At 43.0% G+C, this 23914-nt stretch carries 21 protein-coding genes; 6 read left to right on the top strand and 15 right to left on the bottom strand.

Annotated elements, in window-relative coordinates:
* Positions 1 to 15: 15 nt before the first annotated feature.
* Positions 16 to 2853 (bottom strand): helicase C-terminal domain-containing protein, encoded by a 2838-nt coding sequence (locus tag LKE01_RS00745; RefSeq protein WP_057962356.1) that lies wholly within the window; start codon positions 2851 to 2853, stop codon positions 16 to 18.
* Positions 2854 to 3047: 194 nt separating this feature from the next.
* Here LKE01_RS00745 and mvk point away from each other — a divergent pair, with 194 nt between their 5' ends.
* The 4 genes from mvk to fni are packed head-to-tail and all read left to right on the top strand — an operon-like array spanning position 3048 to position 7134.
* Positions 3048 to 4025, top strand: a complete 978-nt coding sequence (mvk, locus tag LKE01_RS00740) for a mevalonate kinase (RefSeq protein ID WP_057962374.1) — start codon at positions 3048 to 3050, stop codon at positions 4023 to 4025.
* A complete protein-coding gene (mvaD, locus tag LKE01_RS00735) occupies positions 4006 to 4992 on the top strand; it encodes a diphosphomevalonate decarboxylase (RefSeq protein WP_057962357.1) in 987 nt (328 codons plus the stop codon). The genes mvk and mvaD overlap by 20 nt, the downstream gene beginning before the upstream one ends.
* A 21-nt stretch (positions 4993 to 5013) precedes the next feature.
* The gene (locus LKE01_RS00730) at positions 5014 to 6099 is read left to right on the top strand and encodes a phosphomevalonate kinase (protein ID WP_057962358.1); all 1086 of its coding nucleotides are present in this window, start codon (positions 5014 to 5016) and stop codon (positions 6097 to 6099) included.
* Between the two features lie 3 nt (positions 6100 to 6102).
* Positions 6103 to 7134, top strand: coding sequence for a type 2 isopentenyl-diphosphate Delta-isomerase (fni, locus tag LKE01_RS00725; protein WP_054768879.1), 1032 nt, complete (start codon positions 6103 to 6105; stop codon positions 7132 to 7134).
* Between the two features lie 112 nt (positions 7135 to 7246).
* Here the strand turns inward: fni and LKE01_RS00720 are convergent, their stop codons facing one another.
* A complete protein-coding gene (locus tag LKE01_RS00720; protein WP_057962359.1) occupies positions 7247 to 8611 on the bottom strand; it encodes an RsmB/NOP family class I SAM-dependent RNA methyltransferase in 1365 nt (454 codons plus the stop codon).
* 77 nt (positions 8612 to 8688) lie between these two features.
* Between LKE01_RS00720 and LKE01_RS00715 the strand changes: the two genes are divergently transcribed.
* Positions 8689 to 9516 carry a Cof-type HAD-IIB family hydrolase gene (locus LKE01_RS00715; RefSeq protein WP_054768880.1) on the top strand — a complete coding sequence of 276 codons (828 nt, stop codon included), beginning with the start codon at positions 8689 to 8691 and terminating at the stop codon, positions 9514 to 9516.
* Between the two features lie 50 nt (positions 9517 to 9566).
* Here the strand turns inward: LKE01_RS00715 and glpK are convergent, their stop codons facing one another.
* Both glpK and thmT read right to left on the bottom strand, forming a co-directional pair.
* Positions 9567 to 11075 carry a glycerol kinase GlpK gene (glpK, locus tag LKE01_RS00710; RefSeq protein ID WP_057962360.1) on the bottom strand — a complete coding sequence of 503 codons (1509 nt, stop codon included), beginning with the start codon at positions 11073 to 11075 and terminating at the stop codon, positions 9567 to 9569.
* Between the two features lie 207 nt (positions 11076 to 11282).
* Positions 11283 to 11471 (bottom strand): 2-hydroxymuconate tautomerase, encoded by a 189-nt coding sequence (gene thmT / locus LKE01_RS00705; RefSeq protein ID WP_013727873.1) that lies wholly within the window; start codon positions 11469 to 11471, stop codon positions 11283 to 11285.
* 159 nt (positions 11472 to 11630) lie between these two features.
* On the opposite strand from thmT, the gene LKE01_RS00700 reads away from it, so the two are divergent.
* Entirely contained in the window at positions 11631 to 13070 is a 1440-nt protein-coding gene (locus tag LKE01_RS00700; protein WP_057962361.1) for a C69 family dipeptidase, read from the top strand.
* 96 nt (positions 13071 to 13166) lie between these two features.
* On the opposite strand, the gene LKE01_RS00695 is transcribed toward LKE01_RS00700, so the two are convergent.
* The 11 genes from LKE01_RS00695 to LKE01_RS00645 form a co-directional block, all read right to left on the bottom strand.
* Positions 13167 to 14594, bottom strand: a complete 1428-nt coding sequence (locus LKE01_RS00695) for a C69 family dipeptidase (RefSeq protein ID WP_054768882.1) — start codon at positions 14592 to 14594, stop codon at positions 13167 to 13169.
* 205 nt (positions 14595 to 14799) lie between these two features.
* Positions 14800 to 16953, bottom strand: a complete 2154-nt coding sequence (topA, locus tag LKE01_RS00690) for a type I DNA topoisomerase (RefSeq protein ID WP_057962362.1) — start codon at positions 16951 to 16953, stop codon at positions 14800 to 14802.
* A 109-nt stretch (positions 16954 to 17062) separates the two neighbouring features.
* Positions 17063 to 17947 (bottom strand): DNA-processing protein DprA, encoded by an 885-nt coding sequence (dprA, locus tag LKE01_RS00685; RefSeq protein ID WP_057962363.1) that lies wholly within the window; start codon positions 17945 to 17947, stop codon positions 17063 to 17065.
* 37 nt (positions 17948 to 17984) lie between these two features.
* Positions 17985 to 18758, bottom strand: a complete 774-nt coding sequence (rnhB, locus tag LKE01_RS00680) for a ribonuclease HII (RefSeq protein WP_057962364.1) — start codon at positions 18756 to 18758, stop codon at positions 17985 to 17987.
* On the bottom strand, positions 18739 to 19611 hold the full coding sequence (gene ylqF / locus LKE01_RS00675; RefSeq protein ID WP_057962365.1) for a ribosome biogenesis GTPase YlqF: 873 nt from the start codon (positions 19609 to 19611) through the stop codon (positions 18739 to 18741). Before ylqF ends, rnhB begins: the two co-directional genes overlap by 20 nt.
* Positions 19612 to 19622: 11 nt before the next feature.
* Complete coding sequence (locus LKE01_RS00670) at positions 19623 to 19841, bottom strand: YozE family protein (protein ID WP_057962366.1); 219 nt, start codon at positions 19839 to 19841, stop codon at positions 19623 to 19625.
* 1 nt (position 19842) lies between these two features.
* A complete protein-coding gene (locus LKE01_RS00665; RefSeq protein WP_054768885.1) occupies positions 19843 to 20460 on the bottom strand; it encodes a YpmS family protein in 618 nt (205 codons plus the stop codon).
* A 6-nt stretch (positions 20461 to 20466) separates the two neighbouring features.
* Positions 20467 to 21393, bottom strand: a complete 927-nt coding sequence (locus LKE01_RS00660) for a GDSL-type esterase/lipase family protein (protein ID WP_057962367.1) — start codon at positions 21391 to 21393, stop codon at positions 20467 to 20469.
* A 95-nt stretch (positions 21394 to 21488) separates the two neighbouring features.
* Positions 21489 to 22337 (bottom strand): DegV family protein, encoded by an 849-nt coding sequence (locus tag LKE01_RS00655; RefSeq protein ID WP_057962368.1) that lies wholly within the window; start codon positions 22335 to 22337, stop codon positions 21489 to 21491.
* 100 nt (positions 22338 to 22437) lie between these two features.
* Complete coding sequence (locus tag LKE01_RS00650) at positions 22438 to 22923, bottom strand: dihydrofolate reductase (protein WP_057962369.1); 486 nt, start codon at positions 22921 to 22923, stop codon at positions 22438 to 22440.
* A gap of 10 nt (positions 22924 to 22933) precedes the next feature.
* Positions 22934 to 23884 (bottom strand): thymidylate synthase, encoded by a 951-nt coding sequence (locus tag LKE01_RS00645; RefSeq protein ID WP_057962370.1) that lies wholly within the window; start codon positions 23882 to 23884, stop codon positions 22934 to 22936.
* Positions 23885 to 23914: the final 30 nt, after the last annotated feature.

The following is a 23914-nucleotide window of genomic DNA, read 5'->3' as shown; positions in this document are numbered from 1 at the left end:
GCAGGCAGACGCACATTAATTCCTGCTTTCAAAAAACTTAACCATGTCAAAAACACAGTCATCGATGTTGCCCTTGATCACAGGGATATCATTCCGCAAATTGGCAAGGATCGTACTTCCATATCGCTTGGATAACAGGCGCGGATCCAAAATAAAGATCGTTCCAAAGTCATCCTTAGTCCGCAGCAAACGGCCCATCCCCTGACGCAGCCTTAATGTCGCTTTAGGCAGTGTAATACTGTAAAAGGGATTCTTACCTTTACTGCGCTCAATGGAGTATAAGGCATGGTTATATGGATCAGACGGGGTGTCAAACGGCAATTGAGCCACAATCAGATTTTCCAGCAGATTTCTGGGAAAATCAACCCCCTGCCAAAATGTATTGGCACCCAACAGGATTGCCGGTTCATGGTGAATAAACTGCTTGCTGATTTTAGAAGCAGTTCCGTGAACGCCCTGAGCCAAAACAAAGTGCGTTGCCGTAAAACCACTTTCCTGCAGCAAATGATACGTCCGCTCAATCGCATTCAGCGAATTAAACAAGACCATCGTTTGCCGTGGTTCGTTTTTATAAATTGTTTCAATGTTAGCGGCAACCTTTTGAAGATAACTGTCCGAATTAGTCGCGAACTTTTGATCATTGGTACCGGTGACCAGGTACAAACGGGCTTGGTCTTGCGGATTAAAGTCACTCTTAAGCCGTTTGATAGAAGCATCTTCCCGATTAATCCCAAGCAAATTATAAATAAACTGGGAGCGCCGTGACGAAAAGATTGTCGCCCCTGTAAAGGTAACCGGTTCAAAAGCCGAATAAACATGTTCCTTCAGATAGTCTTCGGTCTTCAAGATTCCGCGGTTCAAAGTCAAGCTGTTGACATCTTTGACACTGTTAACCGTCACCCAGGTAACGTGCTGCTCAATCGATTGATCATCGACATCAATAATTGACACCAGTAACCGCAGCTTATGATTAAACTCATTATAGTTTTCAAAGAAGGAATAAATGCTCAAGAAATCATGGTTGGTATATACATCGGCATTATGGTCAATCTGGGTGTTTAAGGTTGCCAATAAACTGTCCAGCCGTTCATGGAGATCATGTAAAGCATTAATCGACGCTTGGTTGGCATTGGTAACAGTTTTCATCTCACCAATCGGAATCAGTCGTTCAAAAAAGTCATTGTTTCGATGAAGCCGTTTGCCCTTCACAACGAGCGCAAAGAAAGTATCAATCACTGATGATATCAAGTCTTTCCCTTGTCGCAATTCCGAGTCCAACTGGTTGATTGCGTTAGCCAGGATAGCGTCGTCGCCGACGATTTCTTTAATATTATCTTCGTGAGTCCCGTTGATATTCCCCAAAATTTTGTTAATTTCAGTTATTAATGCCAACGGATTAATCTTTTCCTGATTATTTCGAATGGCCGTTTCTGAAAATTGCTGAGTTTCATCAATCAATAAATATGGCTTGGTTGGTAAGCTCTTAAAATACTGCCAGTTTTTGATCAAATAACTGTGGTTGACGATCACAAAATCAGCGCTGTCAGCTTTCTTCAAGTTATAGCGGAGAAAATCGTCGTCATAAAACGGTTCATTTGGATCGAGCCACTTGACACCGGTATGCTGAATCTTCCAAACAAATGGTGTTTGGTCAACGTTTAGATGAAGTTCATCCAAATCACCGGTTGTGGTAACGGTCAGCCATACCAAAATCTGAGCTTTGATAAACGCCGTTTGGCTGGAACTGTCCGGTACAAATAACAGGTTGCGGAATTTATACAAATCAATGTAGTGGCTGGCACCCTTCAAAATAACGCTGTGAACCTTAAACGGCAGTCCTTCGTTCAAAAGCGGCAGGGTTTGGTTTTGCAACTGAAATTGCAGATAAGTCGTCGACGTACTGATAACCGCCGGCTTTTTCTTGGAAACCAAATAGCTTAACGGCAAACAGTACCCCAAGCTCTTGCCGATTCCGGTTGGGGCTTCGATTAATAAGGTCTTGGCAGCATGATGTTCGGGATCAGCGTAATTATTATAAATCAGATTCATCATTTTATTTTGTTCGAGACGGGATTCCAAATTATCCGGCAAAATCTTTTGCTTGGCTTTCTTGGTCTTGGGATATCTGAAAGTGTGTTTATCATTGTCGTCATCCGTATCCATCGGTTCATGTTTACGAAGAACCAATCCCGAAGAAATCCGTAATTGATCAGGCAACTTTGGTGTATGGACCCGTTTGCGGTTCGCCTCGTCAGCATCCAAAAAGACCTGCATCGTGTCTTGAGGCAGGGATGGATTAATGCTGATAATCTGTTCCAAAGTAATTCGGGGCAGCATTTGAATTTGCCGTAGCAGGATCAACAGCAGCTTGGCTGTTGCCAGCGCGTCACTATCGGCAGTGTGCGGATGATCATGCACGATATTAAAGTAGGCACTCAAATCCTGAAGCCGGTAACTGGACAAAGTTGGCAGTAGGATTTGGCTCAACGTAACCGTATCAATTGCTTCAATTTGTAATTCGGGATAGCCGACTCTTTGAAACTCGGCATTTAAAAATGGAAAATCAAAATTGACATTATGGGCAACAAAGACCGTGTTGTTTAATAGGGAATAAAGTTGTGCGGCCACCTGATCAAACGTCTTCGCTTTCTTCAGACGTTCGTTGGTAATCCCGGTCAATTGAACGATCCGGTTGGGAACCTCGCGTTGCGGATTAATGTCGGTCACAAATGTTTTAATTATTTTATTATTAGAAACTAAGCAGCAGCTGAACTGAATCGTCCGGTTGTCAGCGGAGATGTCCGTTCCGGTCGTTTCAATGTCAACAACTGCAAAGGTGGTTTTTGAATTCATGTCATTCACCAATCTGAGCTTATTAGCTGACGTTTATTAAATATTCACTAACTTTAATCATACTACAAGCAAGATGTGATAATCTACCATGGAAAGAAGCCGAATTATTTATGAATCTCTAAAAATATCTTTAAAACGTTCTTGAACCAGTGAACTATGATAAAATTGGAATGTTTGAAAGTGAGCGGATAAAGTTGAAAAATAAAGCAACCGGAAAAAGTTATGCGAAAATAATTTGGTTTGGCGAGCACAATGTGGTTTATGGCAAGCCTGCGATCGCGATTCCAATCTATTCTGTGGATGTTACTGCCACTATCGAGAAAATTCAAAACGGTCAAGAAATTCACTGCCGTTATTTTGATGGCCCGATTAATGAAATGGCCGACAATTTACTTGGCGTAAAAACTTTAACAAATCACCTCATCAGTTTATTCGGCGCACAAAATATTGCTTTTGACCTAAATATCCAAAGCAAACTGCCGGCTGAACGGGGAATGGGTTCTTCTGCCGCAACTGCAATTGCAATTGTACGGGCTTTTTTTGACTTTTTCGAAGTCAATTTAACCCGATCCCAATTATTGAAATTAGCCAACATTGAAGAAAAGATTACCCATGGCAACCCAAGCGGTTTGGACTCGGCAACTGCCAGTTCCAATATGCCAATTTGGTTTGTCAAAAATGAAATTAACGAACAAATCGATTTCAACCTGCCGACCTCTTCTTTGGTCATTGCCGACAGCGGCATCGAGGGAAAGACTTCTGAAGCCGTTTCCCTCGTCCACGATAACGTGGTCGATGAACCGGAAACCGCTCAGCCGTTGATTAACGAGCTTGGCAAGATTGCCGAATCAGCCCGTGAGGCATTGGCAACGACCGACGATGAACTGCTGGGAAAGCTGATGAACCAATCGCAACACGATCTGGCAGAATTGGGGGTCAGCAATCACACTCTGGATACATTCTGCCAAATTGCCTGTGATAATCACGCCCTTGGCGCCAAACTAACCGGTAGCGGTTTGGGAGGCTGTGTCATTGCTTTGGCAAAGAACCAGACAGATGCCCAACAGATTTCAACCGCACTAAGAAAAGCCGGAGCAACCCAGACATGGATTCAATCATTTAAGAACTATCAATTTTCAACAGGAGAAGCACATGACAACCTCGTCAGATAATGCAGTCACAGCCATTGCACATACAAATATTGCTCTGATCAAATATTGGGGCAAACAAAATGCCGACATGATCATCCCATATACCGGCAGTCTTTCATTAACCTTGGATCAGTTTTACACGAAAACAACCGTTTCATTTGATCAAAGCTTAACCCGGGACAACGTTTCAATTGATGATCAGGCAGTGTCCGGCAACAGCTGGCAGCGAGTTCATGATTTTCTGGAGATTGTTCGTCAAAAAGCCGGCATTAAGCTCAATGCCAACGTGGATTCTTACAACCACGTTCCGACAGCAGCTGGATTAGCTTCATCAGCATCCGCGTTTGCCGCCTTGGCTGCGGCAGCCAGCAAAGCTGCCAATATGAATCTTGATAATCAGGAACTTTCACGACTGGCCCGACGAGGATCCGGATCAGCATGCCGGTCAATTTTTGGCGGATTTGTTGAATGGCAAAAAGGCACTGAAGATCGGAATTCATTTGCTGTTCCAATTGAGACACCTAATTTGGATGACATCAGAATCATCGCGTTAACTGTCGAAAAGCAGCAGAAGCCAATCTCCAGTCGTCAGGGAATGGCCCTTTCCGTCACAACCTCCCCTTACTATCCAACCTGGGTGAAAGTCGTTGAGTCGGATCTCCAAAACATTAAAAGTGCCATTCATGATGATGATTTTACGCGATTTGGCACGATTAGCGAGTTGAACGCCATGCGGATGCATGCGTTAACCCTCAGCTCCAATCCCGATTTCCTGTATTTTAACGGGGACACGTTGGATGCAATGAATGAAGTCAAACGGCTGCGACATTCGGGAATCGAATGTTACTATACAATTGACGCAGGTCCCAATGTCAAAGTCATTTGCCAAGCCAAGAACGTCAAAACGATTACCGAAACTTTCAGCAAACTGTTTGGTAATGAAAAAGTCACGGTTGCCCAACCTGGACCGGGCGTTAAATATCTGTAGTAAGAGAAAGGACATGATCCGTTGATTAAGGTTAAAGCTCCGGGAAAATTGTATATTGCGGGTGAATACGCGGTGGTCGAAACCGGCTACCCTTCTATTATTGTGGCTCTTGACCAATTTGTTACCGTTGAAATTTCTCGAAGTAAGTCTTTTGGAAGCATCGTTTCAAAACAATATCGTGAAGATTCTGTTTATTGGCGGCGACGTGGGGATCAGATGATCCTTGACAACCGTGATAATACATTTAACTACATAATTTCAGCCATTCAGCTCACCGAGGAGTATGCTCAATCCCTTGGTCGGGCAATGGAAGTTTACGATTTAAGAATTAATAGTGATTTGGATAGTCCGAATGGCAAAAAGTACGGTTTGGGCTCGTCCGCTGCAGTGACCGTTGCAACGGTCAAAGCACTCTGCCGCTTTTACAAGTTGCCACTGACTAAAAGCAAATTATTCAAGTTATCAGCGATTGCCCATTTGGATGTCCAAGGCAACGGTTCTTTAGGCGATATCGCCGCAAGTGTTTATGGCGGTTGGATTGCCTATCGTTCATTTGACAGAAACTGGCTGATGGCAGCCCGAATGCAGGAAGATTTAACTGATCTGGTTAATAAGCCATGGCCCCACTTGATGATTACTCAACTGACACCACCGGAAGATTTAAAGCTGATTATCGGATGGACCGGTTCACCTGCTTCAACTTCCCATTTAGTCGACAAAGTTGCCATTCAAAAGAGCAACCAACACGAAACTTATGCCAAATTTTTAGCAGACAGTAAAGCCTGTTTGGATGAACTCATTAATGGTTTCAAAGATGGCAGCTTAACCGTTATTAAAGACGGCATTAAGCGGAATCGTGAAATCTTACAACATTTGGCTGCTTTCACTAAAGTGCCAATTGAAACCCCTATTTTGAAAAAAATGTGTGATATTGCTGTGGACCATTCAGCAGCTGCAAAGTCGTCGGGTGCCGGTGGCGGTGACTGTGGAATTGTTGTTGCCGACAGTCACACCGATATTGATTCGATGATTGAAAGTTGGAAGCAAAACGGGATCCAGCAGCTTGCACTTAACGTTCATCCGGTTATCGATCTTGATAAGGAGTAACCTATGATTTCACAACACTCACACCGCAAAGACGAACATGTCTCTTTAGCCGAAAAATTTTATACCGATAACGATATGTTCAACAATCTTCGTTTTGTTAACAATGGTTTGCCAAAATATGCTTTGAATGATATCGATTTTTCGACTAAAATTGGTCCATTGGATTTGAAGACTCCCTTTTATATTGAAGCCATGTCCGGCGGTAGCGAGCATACAAAGAAGATCAATCAACGGTTGGCGGATATCGCCAGAAAAACTGGCTTGGCAATGGCTGTCGGTTCTGAAAGTGTTGGCTTGAGTGATCCCAGCGTGAGAGATTCTTTTAAAATCGTCCGGCAGACAAATCCGAATGGTCTCATTTTCGCCAACATTGGTGCAAATCATTCGCTGGAAGATGCCCAAAAAGCCGTCGATTTAATATCGGCGGATGCCTTAGAATTGCATATCAATGTTGCACAGGAATTGATCATGCCTGAAGGCGATCGTCAATTTCAATTTATTGAAAATATTCAAAAAATTGTTGCCAACATCAAAGTTCCGGTAATTGTCAAAGAAGTCGGTTTTGGAATGAGCAAAGAGACGATTCAAGAGCTTGCCGGCCTTGGTGTTCAATACATTAATGTCAGCGGTCGTGGTGGAACCAATTTTGCGACAATCGAAAATTTCCGCAGGCCGTCTAAAGATATGGACTATTTAAAGAACTGGGGCTTAATTACGGTCGAATCCCTATTGGAATCCCGGGCTTTGGACCAGCCGTTAACAACAATTGCTTCCGGCGGCGTTAAGTCGCCGTTGGATGTTGCCAAATGTTTGGCAATGGGCGCATCCGCAGTGGGCGTTGCCGGATATTTTCTTCATGAAATCATTCATAAAGACGATGACGCAATTGTGGCAGATATTAAAGATTGGCAGTATGGCTTAAAAACAATCATGCTGATGTTGAACTGCCAAACAATTGCGGACTTAAAGCGACAACGATTAATTTTAAATCCTGAGTTAATTTCATATCTTAATCAGAGAAATATTAAATATTAAAAAAAGAGAGTGGGACCAAAGGCGTTTTGATCCCACGTTTTAGCAAAATAACATGAAGTTCCGAAAAAGAAGGCCCAAACAAAGGTATCTGCCGTTGTTTGAGTCTTCTTTTTTAAACTGCAAATCGTAAACCCTTCGGAAAGAAATTCTTGGCGGTACCATTAACCACCTTGACGAATCCAACTGGCTGCTGTTTACAGATCAACAGATACCAGCCTTTCTGCAGCTTTGGATCCACTTTAAAAGTATCTCCGTGAACGTACTTTTTCCAATCGTCGTCATCAATTGTTATTTTTCGGATGACCTGATCGGGATGCAAAGCAAGCGCCAACGCATAACTGGGTTCAAATCGATTCTTCTTGAATTCACCAATCTCCAGACCCAATCGGGAAATCTTAACCCCCGATAAATTAGGCGTTTCTTCAGGAACAGCATACAGATTAGCTTTAAAGACCACTAATTTTTTAAAGTTGGGTTGTTTTAATGTTGCTTTAGCAAACTCATTGAACAACTGATTTTGCTCTTTGGAAGGCATCTCAATATTCTTACTAATTCCACGGAAACGTTTCGGTGCCTTAACATCATCAGTACTTTCCGGCTTTTTCAACTTGGCAATGAAGTGGCCCTCACCGTTAAAATGATGGGGAAAGATTCGGACACATTTGGTCAAATCCTGGTCGTCGTTAGCCCATTGAGGTTTTCCGTTATCCATTCCAGGATACTTTTTGATTGGTTGGATTTCAAAGCCGTACTTGTCAACCAGCCAGGCAATGATCTGTTCATCTTCTTCCGGAGCAAACGTACAGGTTGAATAAATGAGCTCGCCACCAGGCTTTAAGTTTTTGACAGCTTGATCCAAAATGGTTCTTTGACGGGTTGCACACTCTACCGGATAATCCAGACTCCAGTATTGAATGGCGTCAGGATCTTTTCTGAACATCCCTTCACCTGAACAAGGAGCATCAACCAAAATTCGGTCAAAAAATTCCGGCAGTTGAGCAGCCATCCGATCCGGATTGGTGTTGGTGACAATCGTGTTGGTCATCCCAAACCGCTCGACATTTTCCACCAACGCCTTGGCACGCTTGGCGTCAATTTCGTTGGCGATCAATAACCCAGTGTTTTGTAAGTAGCTGCCAAGATGGGTCGTTTTCCCACCGGGAGCAGCACACAAATCAAGCACTTTCTCGTTTAAATTTGGATGGGCAACTTCGCCAACGTACATCGCACTGGGTTCTTGGCTATATACCGCTCCACTTTGATGATCGACAGTCTTCCCGCTGACTTGCCCGTGATAGCCAAACTGGCAGTGCTCGGTTGGCTGGCTGAGGTCTAAATCAGTCGGCTGACTGGCTTTCAATGGATTGATTCGAAATCCTGGAGTTGTCGGCTGATCAAAACTCTTGATAAATTTTTCGGCTTCATCCTTGCCCATTAATTTTTGATATTTATTCACAAAATCAGTTGGTAATTTCATTCTATTCTCCCTTTTGGGTTCTAATAATTGACGTAATATGACTTTTCAGATAGTATGAATGGATATGTTAGTAAGGAGTGATCATAATTACTAAAAAACTAATCGCCCTTGATTTGGACGGAACAACATTAAACAACGACACCCAAATCAGTGCCAAAACAATTGCGACGATTCATGCCGCCGAAAAGCAAGGTTACATAGTCAGTATCGTAACCGGCCGTCCTAACCGGCTTTCTGAAAATTACTATGATGAATTACACTTAAAAACACCCATGATTAATTTCAATGGCAACCTTGGCATTTTACCACACCAAGCCTGGGATCGTGAATACCAGTACACCATTAATAAGGAAATTGTCACTGAACTACTGGAAAAGAGCAAGCCGCTTGGGCTTTCATTGATTGCCGTTGAAGGACGCAACATGTTTCTCGCCAACCGAGGCTTAAACAGCGGATTCGGCTTTTTCCCAAGTACTCTTAAAACCAATCAGGTTTTGAGTTGTCAAAGCTTAAAAGAAAACCCAATCAGTATCACGGTCCAAGTGGAACCAGAGCTTAAAGCCGGACTGATTGACTTTGTTCAAACCCAGTTTGGTGATCAAGTTGAAGTTTCTCCTTGGGGTGGCCCCCATCCAATCGTGGAAATTGCGACCAAAGGAATTCACAAATCCACCGGTTTGAAATTCTTGGCGGACTATTACGGGATCCTGCAAAAGGATATCATTGCCTTTGGGGATGAAGGAAACGACCTGACCATGATGCAATATGCCGGAACCGGCGTTGCAATGAAAAACGCAATTGATCGAATTAAAGATTTGGCTGACGATGTCACCGATTTTACAAATGATGAAGATGGTGTCGCCAACTACTTACAAGACCACATGGATATTGCGGTCGGCCAATAAAGCATGATAAAAGCGACTGGACAAACGTCCAATCGCTTTTTTTGATTTTATTAATCTTCGTTTGGATGATACTGAATGGTTGCTTTAACAGCGCTTTGCCATCCCGAATATAATTGACTGCGAGTCTTTTCATCCATGTGAGGCTCAAAATCATCCCGCGACTTAACGGTTCGTCTAATTTCTTCAATTGAGTCCCAGAATCCAACTGCCAAGCCTGCCAAGTAAGCAGCCCCCAATGCAGTTGTTTCTGAAATTGATGCCCGATGAATTGGGGTTCCCAAAATATCTGCTTGGAATTGCATCAAATAGTTGTTGTTAGCGGCACCGCCGTCAACAGCCAACGATTTCAAATCAATCCCGGTTTCGGCTGCCATCGTGTCAACAACATCTCTGGTTTGATAGGCTAATGATTCCAACGTTGCCCGAACAAACTGATTTTTGGTTGTTCCTCGAGTTAAGCCAAACACGGCGCCCCGAGCGCTTTGGTCCCAATATGGGGCACCCAATCCGGTAAACGCTGGGACAACATATACGCCATCCGTGGTTTTGGCATCAATTGCCATTTGTTCAGAATCCGGCGATGATTTAACCATTTCCATACCGTCACGAAGCCATTGGATGGCTGAACCAGCCACAAAAATACTTCCTTCAAGGGCGTAGTTAACCTTGCCGTTAATGCCATAAGCAATGGTCGTCAATAGACCACGATTGGAAAGCGTTGGTTTTTCACCGGTATTCATCACAATAAAGGCACCGGTTCCGTAAGTATTCTTGATCATCCCACGCTGTAACGCCATCTGGCCAAACAAGGCTGCCTGCTGGTCACCGGCAATTCCGGCAATTGGAACCTGAACACCAGAGAACGAATAACCTGATGTGTATCCGTAAATCTCTGAAGACGAATGGACTTCTGGCAACATGCTTTCCGGAATATTCAACAACTTCAAAATATCTTTGTCCCATGTCAGCGAATGAATGTTGAATAACATCGTCCGGCTGGCATTTGTGTAATCGGTGGCGTGAACCTTGCCGCCGGTGAGCTTCCAAAGAATCCAAGTGTCAATGGTTCCAAATAAAAGGTCGCCATTATCAGCTTTCTCACGGGCACCGGAAACATTATCCAAAATCCACTTGATCTTGGTTGCTGAAAAATACGAATCAATGATCAAGCCAGTCTTTTCGTGGATCATATCATCATAGCCATCGGCAGTCAGTTGATCGGCCAAAGCAGCAGTCTGTTTTGACTGCCAAACAATTGCGTGATAAATTGGCTGGCCGGTATTTTTATCCCAGATCACAGTGGTTTCCCGCTGATTGGTCACACCGATTCCCCGGACCTTATATGGTTGGACGTCAGCGTTAATCAACGCCTCTGAAATCACAGATTGAACGGCATTCCAAATCTCGTTGGCATCATGTTCAACCCAACCGGATTTAGGAAAATACTGATGGAATTCACGTTGGGCTTTGCCGACGATATCCCCATCATTATTAAACAAGATTGCCCGAGTACTTGTTGTCCCTTCATCAATGGACATTATGTATTGCTGATCATTCATGTAAAGGTCTCCATTCTTATTATTCGTGCGTTTAAACGCCTTTTGTCTTTGTTAAGTATACAATATTATTGATTGGCAAACCAACCTTCAGTCAAACTTTATAAAAGTAAAAGAAATTTCTTTATCCAACCGGACCTATAAGCCACAAAAAAGGCCCACAATCATGAAATTGTGGACTCATATTGTGGACTGTTTAATTTTGATCGATTATTTTTCGTCGCTCTTTAAAACACCGCCAACACTGTAACGGTTCTTTTCCATTTCACTCAAAATAACGTGAACGTGTTCTGCTGGAGCACCGGTATTTTTAACGACGGCTGCTGTAACGTCTTCAACCAAACCCTTCAATTGATCTTGTGAACGGCCGGCAATTAAATGAATATCTACGATTGGCATGATAAGTTCCTCCATTTGTTTTTGATGCAAAAAGTATACCTTAAATTTTTTTGTCCTGCAATTAATCATTGTCCCTTAAATATCCTGTAACCGGTTTATCACAAAAAATGATACAATGACTGAAGTAATATTCTTCAATGAATAGGAGACTTTAAAAACATGATACCTTACAAGAACTTTTCTGCATGTACCAGTATGATCGTTGGTAAGAAAGCCAGCATCGATGGGTCAATTATGATTGCCAGAAACGAAGACAGCAAATCCTCATGGCCAAAAAACTATGTCATTCATGAACACAAAGAATTTGATGAAGACCAGACATTTACTTCAAAAGACAACGGCTTTAAGATGCCATTACCCAAAGTTCGATTTAAATACTCCGGAACGCCTGAATGGACCGACAAATTCGGCCTGTTCGAGGAAAACGGCTTTAACGAATACGGCGTTGCAATGAGTGCGACTGAAAGTACCTACACCAATAAATTGGCTCTGGGTGCCGATCCCCTCGTCAAGGATGGCATTGGTGAAGAAGCAATGATAACCGTTGTTCTCCCGTACGTCAAAACTGCTCGTGAAGGCGTCCAACGCTTGGGCCAAATTGTTGAATATTATGGAACAAGCGAATCCAACGGAATTTTATTTGCCGACAAAGATGAAGCCTGGTATATGGAAACCGGTGCCGGCCATAATTGGGTGGCCCAACGAATTCCAGACGACAGTTACGCCGTGATTGCCAACCAAAGCGCCATTCAAGAAGTTGATTTTGATGATCGCGACAACTTCATGTGGTCCACTAATATCCGTCAATTTGTGGCCGATAATCATCTTGATGATAACTTGTACCCTTCCAAAGAAGTATTTAACTTCCGAAAGGTATTTGGGACCGCTGATTTATCAGATACCTATTACAACACCCCTCGGGTTTGGTATGGACTGAAGATGTTTTCACCTGACGATGAATACGAGCCAACCAGCCAAGAAATGCCTTTCATCAATCGTGCCAACCGAAAGCTAAGTATCTTTGATGTTCAAGACTTTTTGAGCTCCCATTACCAAGGAACGCCATACGACCCCATTGGTGAGGGCTCTGAGCACGATAAGCACCTCTTCCGGCCAATTAGTCTAGCCAAGACTCAAGAGGCCCATATCCTGCAAATTCGGCCAAATATGCCAACTGCTGCCGCAGACATTCAGTGGTTGTCAATGGGTGTTGGCGCCCAAAGCAGTTTCGTGCCATTCTATGCCGGTGCCAACGACACCCCCAAGACTTACCAAAACGCTTCTGGAAGCTATTCTCTCAACCAGGCATACTGGACATACAAGTTGGCTGGAGTTCTGGTAGATCCCCACTATGTCAAATTTGGGCCAAAATTAAACAACACTCGCGCAGATTTGCGGGTTCAATTCCAGCAAGCAGTGAAAAAAGCTGATGCTTCAATTGCCGGTCTATCAAGCATTGAGCTTGGCGACTACCTGACAAAAGTTAACTTCAAGAATGCCAAAACCGGATTAGACGCCTACAACAGTCTAATCAGTGACTTGATCACCAATTCAACTGACCTTTCACCCATTAATTTTATTCAAGATATGAATCTTTAGTTGTCGATCATGATTACTAATGTCAACGAAAAGGCGCTTCACAAAACGAATTGTTTTGTGAAGCGTCTTTTTCAATCTTGATTAAATAATTTTGGATTAATAATGTTCACGATTAAATGATCCCGGAACATCTTGACTTGTCTTGATAACCAACGTGGTAAGCAATGCCTCGGTAGCCGTCATAATATGATCGGCTGTCCGGGCATTTGCTTGTCCAAGCGCTCTGACAACGTGCGAACCTGAGGCTTCTTTATCGGCCATCATGGAATCGATCTTGTTGACACGTTCATGGGCATAAGCCATTTCTTTTAGCTGATAATCTTCAACATCCTGCATGACTTCTTGATAATGGTTGGCAGCAATCAGTGAAATCATTCGATTTGCCCAGTATGCATTATGGCTGTCAAAGGTACCGGTTGTGTCACGGTAGCAGTCCGGTGTGTTGACAACATTTGTATAGAATGGTGTCAGCGTGTTAAATGGATTGGAGCCAAAGGCCAACCATTGAATGGCGGAATATGTGGATGGGAGACCTGGACGCAACTGTAAAATTGATAACTCTTGATTTCGGTTGATCCCGATTGGCCGGTAAGGAACCGTCTTATAATCGACACCAGGAGCGAATGGATCGTAAGGCGTATCCTGGTAGTGTGAACCCAAAACAAACTTGATATCCTCAAGGGTAATCTTCCGGTTTGCGTGGCAGATAAATGGCAGATCATTACTCATCGGTGTCTTGTCTTTAACTGATTCCGGATCGAAATAACGTTGTCCATACCAAGCTCGCGGTGTGTTGTAACGATGGTCGAGCTGGGTATCTGATCCAAAGATCTTTCGGAAGTTAAAATGACTGGTTGGGTTTAAATGATGCTCTTGGGCAAACTTGCGTAAGTCCTTTGAGTACATAAAACTATCCGGATCATCAAAGTCGATTTCTTGAATACCGGTTTGGTTTGGCGCAATCACATAGGCGTCGTCAGGAATCCGTTGGGCAACCCAGTGGTGGCCGCCGGCAGTTTCCATGTACCAAATTTCATTCACATCTGAGAACAAAATACCGTTTGATTCATAGGTTCCGTATTTTTCAAGCAGCTTGCCAACTCGTTGAACACCTTCTCGAGCTGAATTGATGTATGGCAAAGTAATTGTTAATAAGTCTTCTTCACCGAGGCCGTCCTTTTCAAATGGATCGGCACCCATCACCCGAGCATTGGTTGTAATCGTCTCTGTGGCACTCATGGCGACGTTGTGGGAATTTATACCAGCCTCGCCCCAAACGCCCTTGTCAGCGACTGCATCGGGTACTGAGGTATATCTTAAAGGATTGTCTGGTAACTTAACCGTAAATTTCGTTAATTTTGCATGATACTCACGTGGCTGATCTTCAGGTTCAACAACCACAAATTTCTTAGGATTAATTGCATCCCCTGCATCCTCATTTCTGGCAATAATGGTTGAACCGTCATAGCTAGCCTTTTTACCGACTAGGATTGTGGTACAACTACTGTGTTTTGATGAAAACATTGTAAAACCTCCCCAAATTCTTCTATCAATTCGATTTTACACCCTTTTTTAATAAGTGGAATAAATGACCACCAAATCAAAATTCAATATTGAAGCTGCCATTCCTAAAGATAACGGACGATTATTGGAAAACAAAAAAAGCTAACGATCACATGCCTGTAATCGTTAGCTTATTTATTTGGTTATTTTAGTATTTGATAGGCATTTACTTTTGTGCAGGTTCCTCGTAATCGCCATTTGGACAAACGACTTGAGTGCCGCCTTTTACCCGTTTTTCAACCAGATAATGACCATCTTTTGGACAGTCTCTTCCGATTGGTTTGTCCCATGAAACGAAGTCACAGTCCGGATATCTTGAACAGCCGTAGAAAATCCGGTTCTTTCTTGATTTCCGTTGAATGACCTGACCCTTATGACAGACTGGGCAAATCACACCGATTTCTTTGATAATTGCCTTCGTATTTCGACAATCTGGGAATCGTGAACAAGCGTAGAACTTACCATAACGGCCCATCTTGACGACCATTGGGGCCCCACAGATTTCACAGTTGATTCCTGCCGGTTCATCTTTGATCTGGACCTTTTCCATATTCTTGGTTGCTGACTCAACCTCATTTGAAAACGGCTTGTAGAATGTATCAACTAACTTGATCCAGTTCTCTTTACCTTCTTCAACTTTATCAAGTTTGCCTTCCAAATTGGCAGTAAAGTCAATGTTAACAACATCAGGGAAATACTCAACGATAATCTTATTGACGATTTCACCTAATTCGGTTGGCTCAAATCTTCGGCCAACTTCCTTAACGTAGTAGCGTCGTTGAATCGTATCGATGGTTGGCGAATATGTTGATGGCCGGCCAACCCCTTTTTCTTCCAGCGCTTTGATCAAAGTAGCTTCACTGTATCGTGCAGGTGGCTGGGTGAAATGTTGATCCGGATTATTTTTAACCAACTTGACAACGTCGCCGGTTTCCAAGTCAGGCAACAGATTATCTTTTTCTTTACTGTCACCATAAACTTTTAAGAAACCATCAAACTTCATCTTTGAACCGTTGGCTTTAAAAGTCACGTTATTTTGTTCGATGGTCACAGCCATCGTATCCATGAGTGCCGGTGTCATTTGACTGGCAACAAATCTTGACCAAACCATTTGGTAAAGTCTGAACTGGTCTCTAGTCAAATATTTCTTAACGCTGGCTGGCGTCCGGAAAACAGATGTTGGTCGAATAGCCTCATGGGCATCCTGAGCACCTTCGGGAAGTTTACCCTTAATCGGCTTGGTAGCTGCATATTCAGCACCGTACTTTTCATGCAGAAACTTGGAAGCTTCATGCTTGGCAATAACAGAGATTCGAGTTGAATCGGTACGCATATAGGTAATCAATCCCTGACTACCCTCTTTGCCAATATTAATTCCTTCATAGAGCTGTTGAGCTGCCATCATCGTCTTTCGAGTCCGATAATTAAGCTTCCGGTTGGCTTCCTGCTGCATCGTACTGGTTGTAAATGGTGGTTGTGGCTGACGCTTCCGTTCACGACGAGTGACTTTGGTAATGTCAAAATCACCTTTGGGATCCAACTGCTTCAAGATATCTTGAACAGCGTCGTTGTTGGGAAGATCCTTCTTCTTGCCGTTTAATCCATAAAAGGCTGCCTTGAATTTACTGCGGCCCTTTTTAAATTCAGAATCAATTGACCAGTACTCTTCAGGTGTAAAGTCTTTAATGGCTTTTTCACGCTGAATAATCAACCATAATGCAATTGACTGAACCCGGCCGGCACTGAGGCCTTTCTTAACTTTTTGCCATAATAATGGCGAAATTGAATATCCGACTAATCGGTCTAAAATTCGGCGGGCTTGTTGGGCGTCAACCAAATTCATATCAATGTTACGGGGATGCTTGAAGGATTCCTTGACAGCATCTTTGGTAATTTCATTGAAGACAACCCGATTGTCCTCATTCGGATCTAAATCGAGAATGTGTTGTAAATGCCAGGCAATGGATTCCCCTTCACGATCGGGATCGGCTGCCAGATATACTTTCTTGGCTTTTTTAGCGGCTGATCGCAATTCTTTAATCGTGTCACCTTTACCACGGATTGAAATGTAGTGCGGTTCATAATCATGATCAATATCGACACCCATTTTACTCTTGGGTAAATCACGAACATGTCCCTTGCTGGCAACCACTTTATATGATCGGCCGAGATATTTTTCAATGGTCTTGGCTTTAGCAGGAGACTCCACAATGACTAAATTTTTCTTTGGTGATTTGCGTTTTGTCTTGCTTTTGGTTTTAGTTGTTTTTGTTTTGGCTGCTTTTCTGGCTCTTGGTTTCGTTGTTGTAGAAGTTGCCATATTTTCTCCCCTCAAAACTGCTTATTTTTAATTATATTATTGTAGGAATTTTTATTACAAATCTACCACATCATATTGCAGGAATTTTGAAGTGTCAACCAATGTCGTTTTATATCGGACCTAAATTGTACTCTTCCAATATATCCAAATCCTGCATGACCGGCTTGGCCCCAGCAGCGATTAGCTCATTGGTACCAACGGAAAGCGGTGCTGAGATAGATCCGGGAACCGCCAAGACATTCCGGTTGTTTTGAAGTGCCAGGTTGGCAGTAATCAAACTTCCCGAATGCTTTTTAGCTTCGGTTACCAAGACGCTTTGCACCAGACCGGCAATAATTCGGTTCCGTTCAGGAAAGTGGCTTCGAAACCCCTTGGTATGATTTGGATATTCACTGATTAACAGATGATTCTTTGAAATGGTAGTTTGTAACTGCTGATTGGAATATGGATAGGAAATATCCAGTCCCGTGCCAATCACACCAATTGTCCTGCCGTTGTTGGCAATTGCACATTGGTGAGCAAGTGTGTCGACACCTTTTGCAAGGCCCGATACAATAGTCATTGTATTGGAAACTCTGCCAGGAATCAAATGTTTCAATATTTCAACGGAGTATGAAGTGCAATCTCGGGCGCCAACAATCCCCAGCAGTGGCCGCTCCAGTAGCTCCAAGTTTCCCCGATAAAATAACACCAATGGCGGTGCGTAGGCCTCTCTAAGCTGGAGTGGGTATTCTGGATCGAAAATACTAATCCAGTGCTCATCTTCTAGAAGATCCGATACCAACTGGTCGTTTTGCATCAACTGCTGATAACTTTTTTCAAAAACCGCGGCATTACGCCGATTCAATTGGGCGATGGCCGCAAGATAGTCCGGCGTTGGGAGCCGTGTGTCCACCCAGTCAAGGTGCTTCAGCCAAATGTACACCCGCGCTTTACCGACAATCCCGATTCCTTTACATAAATGGATTCTTAACAAAAAATCTCTTAAAAGCATTATCTTCATCCTTTTAAGAGTATATACGACAAAATATTTATTTTTTACTAAATTTTTCAACTGGGGCAAAAGTCATTCGATGAATGGGCGTTGGACCATATTCTTTCAAAGCTGCCAAATGTTTGGCCGTGCCGTAACCCGCATTGTGCGGAAAATCATACTGCGGATATTGTTTGGCATACTCATCCATCAAATGGTCCCGGTAAACTTTGGCGACAATGCTGGCCGCAGAAACGCTAATACTTTTCGCATCCCCTTTAATCAACCGGGTTTGCCGAATGGGCACCGGAATCTGCATCGCATCGACAATAATTTCATCGGGTTGTGGATCAAGCTGTTCAACAGCCTGCTTCATCGCCACTCTGGTTGCCTGATAAATATTGAGTTGATCAATCCCTAAATTATCCACCAGCCCAATGCCAATACTTAAGGCTTCGGCTTTGATTTTAGGAGCCAGCTTCGCCCTTAACGTCGGTGTCAATTGTTTGGAATCATTGACCTCAATTAAATCAAAATCATGAGGGAGGATGACGGCAGCCGAAACCACCGGACCAGCCAGTGGGCCGCGGCCAACTTCATCAACCCCAGCAACATATTGCATCCCTTTATGCCAAAATGAGCGCTCATATTTTAACCGGTGCTCAAATTCGGCTACGGCTTGCTGATGCTTGTTGATTCGATGGGCAGCTGTATTGAGAGCCGCTTGAACGCCCTTTCTTGGATCGTCTTTCAAGCTCAGTAAGTGCGGATCGTCGAGGGTATTAATACTCTCCAATAACTGTTTAACGTCTTTAATCGTGAGTTTCGTCATTGCCTGTCACCATCTCGGGATCATCAAGTGTGAATCGCCCAATTTTTCCGGATCTGAAATCTTGAATAATTCGGTTTGACCCGCGTTCGTAATCGTCTCGCATGCCGACCTTCTTAGTGATCTCCAACAAGAGGTCAACATCGGACAATTTAAAATCGTCATCGGTTAAATGATAGCGATTCTTAAGTCCCTCGGGGTTGATTTGTCTAAATTGTTTGAGCCCAAATAAGGCGATATCATCACTGGCAAAAACGCTCTCCTTGATGGCACCGGTCAATGCCAATTTATTGGCGACTTCCTGGCTGGCAAACTTTGGCCAGAGAATTCCGGGAGTGTCCAGCAATTCAAGCTTGTCACTTGATTTAAGCCACTGTTGTCCCTTAGTCACTCCAGGACGATTGCCGACTTGAGCTGCCCGACGGTTAACCAAACGATTTAAGACGGTCGACTTGCCGACATTCGGCACACCAACACTGATGGCTCGAATCGGCCGCTTTTTCATGCCCTTATCAAGTTCACGCTGAATTTTCTCACGTAATAAAGGTGAGATCACCGAAATCACGTTATTAACGCCAAATTTTGTCTTGGCGTCAATCGCAATCGCCGGCTGGTGATGTTCAGAAAAATATTTTAACCATTGATTGGTCACGTTGGGATCAGCCAAATCACGTTTTGTCATGATAAAAAGATGTGGTTTTTGAGCACTAATCCGTTTAATTTCCGGATTTTGTGAGCTCAGCGGGATTCTGGCGTCAATCACTTCAAAAACAACGTCAACTAAAGAAAGGTTTTCCTCGAATTGACGGATTGCTTTGGCCATATGCCCTGGGAACCACTGAATTGTTACTGCCATTATGTCACTTCCTAAAAGCTTTCTTGATATTCCTTCCACACCGAATCAAAGATTTCCATGGTGGGCAGGTATGAAGCATTTTCTTCTAAATATTGTGATATTGTATCAAATTCATCTTCCTGTTTGGGGAATGATTGATCATAAAATGCATTGTTGGCAAACTCCGCCTCGGGATCACTGCTTCCGGGGTTTCGTTTGGTCATTAAAAATTGATAAAACGTTTTGTGCATGCTAATTCTCCTTATCTGCTTGCGGCAATAGGATATCAAAGGCAAATTTACCCTGCCCCTTCATGCTAATCGTCCGAGCACGATAATTGATACCTTTGTCACCATTCATATGAATAATATCGAGTTTAATCGTCTTTTCTTTGGGAATCAATTGAACCCATTTTGGCAGCTTATAATTTTGCTTAACATACATTAACACAAAACTGATCGGTACAGGAAATTTCCCCAAGGCCAGCTTATTGGCATGAAGTTCAATGTTACCGTTGGACATGACTTTGGGATCGAAGGTCAATGAATAGTCGACTTTGGAACCCAACAGTTCAATGGAGCCATAAACAATTCCTTCATCGGCAACCTCAAAGTGGTATTTGGTTGTACTGCCCTTTTGAACTCTGTCCAAATAGTAGTTGGATAACTGATTCAACTGGGCTTTGTTAATGGTTGCAGAGATTGGTTGGGAAGAATTTGTTGACTGCTTATCCACGGTTTTACTGGCAGACGAAGATAACGAAACTGCCAGTAGCATCCCTGCCACTAAAAGAACCAAAAGGCCAATTAGTGAAATAAAAGCAATCTTCCATGGATTGCGACGTCGATTTTCATTGCTTGCGTTTCTCATTAAAGATTACTCCTTTATCCAGGTAATGTGTTGAGCCATTTGTTTGTACAGCAAATTGGTCATAATTTTGTAGCCGGTTAAATTCGGGTGAAAATGGTCGTTATTTGATAAATATTTATTTGATTGTGAAGACTGGCCGTCAAGTAACCGATCAATGTCAGCGGCGGAATGGTTACTGCCTTGGGTAAGACTGTCAGTGGCCTTTTTCTTAAGCACTTTTCGTGAGTGAACCGTCTTAAATTGCCCATCCGTTAATTGTTTGTTAATGGAAACAAAGTACATTCCGTGTTGCTGGTGAATCACCTGATTGGTTATTTGATTGGTTTTGGCCACCGTTTCGTTAATATAAGCCACTTGAGGGAAATAAACGTAGACCGGGTTGTAGATTCCAAATACAAAAATGGGTGCCTGACGATTCAAATGACGAATATTTCTAAATAAACGGGTTACCCGACTCTGGTAGTTCACGGCATACTTCAATGACCGTTGATTCAAGGTCTTTTGATTGGTACTCATCACGTTAGCCTTTAAAAACTTCAATAGATCATTGCCGCCAGTCGTGATGGTGATGACATTTGCAGTTCGTAAACTGTGCTGCAGTCGTTTGGAGTGAACCACCCGATAGTTAATCTGATTGGTTGTCTCACCAGAAATACCATAGTTGACCATGGACATTTTGACGTTGGGATTTTTGTGATTCACTTTTTTGGCAATCAGATGGGTATATCCCCCTTTACCGGTTGGGTCCCCAACTCCCTGAGTCAATGAATCACCAACTGCCGTCAGCTTGACTTCTCTTGGAAGAGCTGGGGTTCGTGTTGAATTAAAGTAATGGTAGCCGCCAAATAAAGCGGCAGCAATCACCAACAACCCAAACAACAACACCCAAATTCCAAAATGCCGTTTTTGTTTGCCATGTTTATTTGTACTCACCGAAAACAACCTCTCAAATCTTTGCAAAATCTAAAAGGGGTGATGACAAAACGCCCGCTTTGTCTCGCCCCTTCAAGCAATATTCATGCTATTTATTATTCTGGATCACTGTAATAAATTAACGCAAAGGCACCCTTTCCAGTATGGGTGGAAATAATTGGTGACGTTACCCGTTCCAATAATGCAGCTTCAGGGAAATCATCCTTCAGCTTCTGGACAGTGTCCTTTAAAACATCGGTCTCGGTAACATATGAAATGCCAATTGCCTTAACAGAAGGCGTTTGTTTCATTTCGTTAATGATACCATTGAAAAACTTTTTAAGTGACTTGTCGCCACGACCTTTAGAAATAACTTTAAGTTTGCCACCGGTTACCTGTAATCCCAACTTGATATTTAAGAAGTTGGTAATTGCACCGGCAATTGGGTGTAAACGGCCGCCCTTAACGATATTATCCAAAGTCATAACACACAAATAAAGCTTCGTGTTACTCCGCACTTTATCGACTCGGGCCAAGATCGTCTTCATATCAGCACCTTGTTGTGCTAATTTAGCTGCCTCGATGACTTGAAATGCCAAGCCGCGATCGGTACTTTGACTGTCAACGACCGTTACATCCGATTTACTGAGGGTTGCGGCTTGTTCAGCAGCATGTACCGTGCCGCTGATTGCTTCCAACATATCCAAGCACAAAACCTGACTGCCGTCTTCGCCCAACTTGTCAAAGGCTTCGACAAACTTACCAACTGGTGGTTGGCTCGTCTTAGGCAGGTCGTGGGCCGCCAACATCTTGGGGACGAAGGTTTCGTTTGTGATCGTGTCACGGTCGACATACAGGGTATCGTCAATCATCACAGTTAATGGAACAATTGTAATATCATATTGTTTGGCTTCTTCATCGGTAATTTGAGCTGATGAATCCGTCACAATCTTTACTTTTGCCATTTACGCCACTCGTTTCTTTACAAAATTGATAATTAATTTATAGTCCACACACAATTATATCAAAGTTTCCGTGAAGATTCATAAGCATTTGTGACTGATTTTACTTTCTATCGAAAACTTCAAAGGTATGGGGATATTTATTTTTCTCATCGACAACGCCGGGAACCGACTTTACCTGCTTGAATAATGAATAATCAATTTTCGGCATGAATGTATCACCTGAAAATTCATGAGCAATCTTTGTTCGATATAAGCGGTCAACTCGTGATAACAGCTGTGAGAACAGGTTGGCACCACCGGTTACGATGTATTGCTTATCGGGGTTTTGATCAACGAGGTCACACAACTTTTCGATTGAAGAAATCACCTGAACACCATCCGGGAAATCCGAATGACTGGAAATAACGATATTGGTCCGGCCAGGTAACGGCTTGTTATAACTTCGAAAAGTCCGTGAACCGGAAATAATGGTATTTCCCATGGTTGTCCGCTTGAAATAATGCATATCATCTGGAAGACGCCATGGTAATTGACCGGCTGCTCCGATCAGACCATTGGCGTCTTCAGCCCAAATAAAAGATAACATCAGCTTCCTCCTAAACAGCAACCGGTGCTTTGATAACCGGATATGGATCATAATTTTTGACCTTGATATCCGACATTTCAAACTCGTCCAAGTGCTTCTTTTCAGGATTCAACCAGAGTTGTGGTGCTTGACGAGGCTGACGAGACAAGAGTTCTTTAATTTGATTAATATGGTTCAGGTAAATGTGGGCATCACCGAAAGTATGAACAAAATCGCCAACTTCAAGACCACATTCTCTGGCAATCATTGAAGTCAACAAAGCGTAACTGGCAATGTTATATGGAACCCCCAGAAAAATATCGCCTGAACGTTGATATAACTGGCAGCTTAATTTGCCGTCGTTCACGTAAAATTGGAAAAGTGTGTGGCAAGGTGGCAATGCCATCGTTGGGACATCCTCAGGATTCCATGCGGAAACAATCATTCGTCTTGAATCGGGATGAGTTTTAATTAAGTCAATCACGTTCTTGATTTGGTCAATCGTGCCGCCCTTGGATGTCTTCCAAGCCCGCCACTGACTGCCATAAACAAGACCGAGGTCACCATATTTCTTGGCAAACTCATCATCTTCAACAACTCGTTTACAGAACAATTTCTTTTGTTCATGATAAACTTTGCTAAATTTCGGATCCTTCTGGGCCCGATGAGAAAAGTCGGTCATATCAGGACCAGTGTAGTCTTTTGAGTTAACAAACTTTTCAAAAGCCCATTCGTCCCAAATATGGTTTTTATGTTTGAGCAGGAATTGAATGTTGGTGTCCCCTTTTAAGAACCACAACAATTCACTTTTGATTAAACCAAAAGGTACTTTTTTAGTGGTTAATAACGGAAATCCTTTAGATAAATCGAATCGCATTTGATAACCGAAAGTGCTAATGGTTCCGGTATGGGTCCGATCGGGTTTCTTGTGGCCATTCTCCAAAACATAACGGGCAAGGTCTAAATATGCATCTTCTAACATGGCAATTCTCCTTTTTAAAAGAACGTTTTA

Source organism: Lentilactobacillus kefiri (assembly GCF_007989105.1).
GTDB classification, from domain to species: Bacteria; Bacillota; Bacilli; order Lactobacillales; family Lactobacillaceae; genus Lentilactobacillus; species Lentilactobacillus kefiri.
This window is presented reverse-complemented; position numbering and strand designations above follow the sequence as displayed.